Origin of the sequence: Algoriphagus sp. AGSA1 (assembly GCF_021390545.1) — a bacterium.
Classification (GTDB): domain Bacteria; phylum Bacteroidota; class Bacteroidia; order Cytophagales; family Cyclobacteriaceae; genus Algoriphagus.
In genome coordinates, this window is sequence record NZ_JAJUWR010000092.1 from 1 (window position 1) to 1,607 (window position 1,607).

General features: G+C 47.4%; 2 protein-coding genes. Both read right to left on the minus strand.

The genetic code is table 11. The features are described 5' to 3' along the window. Positions 1-287 (minus strand): GDP-mannose 4,6-dehydratase (locus tag LZF95_RS26425; protein ID WP_233758487.1); only part of this gene is annotated, 287 nt, incomplete at its 3' end. A gap of 60 nt (positions 288-347) precedes the next feature. Then, complete coding sequence (locus LZF95_RS26430) at positions 348-1,454, minus strand: glycosyltransferase family 1 protein (protein ID WP_233758488.1); 1,107 nt, start codon at positions 1,452-1,454, stop codon at positions 348-350. Positions 1,455-1,607 lie beyond the last annotated feature (153 nt).

Genomic DNA, 1,607 nt, shown 5'->3' on the forward strand with positions numbered 1-1,607 from the left:
CTAACTGCCACGTGCGACTGTGCGCCCAAGTTATAGACCTCATCGGGCTGAACTTCTTGAATGATACGTGTCAGGTTCGATGAATCGGTTAAGTCACCATAATGCATAATGAAATGCTGGTTATCGACATGAGGGTCTTCATAAATATGATCAACCCGCTGCGTATTGAACGACGACGCGCGACGTTTTATGCCGTGAACCTGATACCCTTTTTCAAGTAGCAGTTCAGCTAAATAAGAACCATCTTGGCCGGTAACACCCGTAATAAGAGCCTTTTTGTTAGACACTGAATAATCTCCGTATAGCTATACTTTCGTTCATGTTCGATTTCACTGACCTGGGCGTGGTCAGTGAGCAAGATTCTGGTATATATCTAAGGTTTTCTGGGCACATTTTTCCCACGAGAAATGCTTTAAGCGTTGGTATCCCTTGGCAATGAACTGATTCGCCATTTCCGGCGAAAATACAACCTTTTCAATTGCAGAGGACATATCTTCAGCAGAGGTCGGGTCGAAATAGCTACCCGCTTCGCCAACTACTTCGGGGATGGCACTGCGATTGCTGACCACTACGGGGCAACCTTGCGCCATCGCCTCTAGAGGTGGTAAGCCGAAACCTTCGTAAAATGATGGATATACCAACGCGGCTGCACCTTGATAAAGCTTACCAAGATCGGCATCACTTGATGTTACTTGGCGTATCTGGCGAGCTTCGTAACCCATTGAAGCAATCAATGCCTCTTCTTTGCTGGTTAAAGCCCCGCCCCCAACTGCGATAATATCAAATTCCGCTTTCAGCCGACGAGAAATCGAGACAGCGCGCAATAGGCCGCTAAAATTCTTGTAGCCGCTACGGTTACCTACAAATAGCAAGTAAGGGCGTGATCTATTCGTGATCTCCTTAGGCGCTGGGAACGTTATTTGCGAAAAGGGTTCGAACCCGAGATGTACAACTGATACTTTTTCTGGGGTGATATCAATATGCGCTAACAAGTCGTTGCGAGTACTGTGTGAGATACAAATAATATGATCGGCGCGCTTGATGGCGTGGGCTTTATGGGTTGATAGTGTATTAAGGCGGGAGAAACTATCGGGAAACCGTTCGTGGACCATATCGTAGACGGTCAGGCACGTTGGGGCTTTTGGTTTGGTGTTGAAGGCTGAAAAATAAGTTTCGTGCACGACGTCTGGCCTCCACTTGCGTTGCTGATAATGCCCAACAAGATGGTTGTAGGGGATAGTCAAACGCATAGCTTTATGAGTCCTTGCGCTGATTCGACAGCCTTGCCGCAAGGACGGAGAAATTTGCGCCAAATACTCGTTGCAATGTAAGGGTGCAAATATTTTGACTTGCTGTTCGAGAAGGTAAAGGTGGTCGGCAAGCCGCGTAATGTAGCGGGAAATGCCCCCATAGGCCTGCAAACAGAAAATTTGGTAGTCAAATGCAACGCGCATGTTTCGTGATCACTGGCTTTTTTAACTAAGATAGGCGCACTGGTGCGAACCAGACTCCAGTCGGGCTATTTGCGCTTCTACCATTTTTTTTACCATTTCACCGAAACTAACGGTCGGCTCCCAGCCCAATGTGTTGCGTGCTTTCGTAGGGTT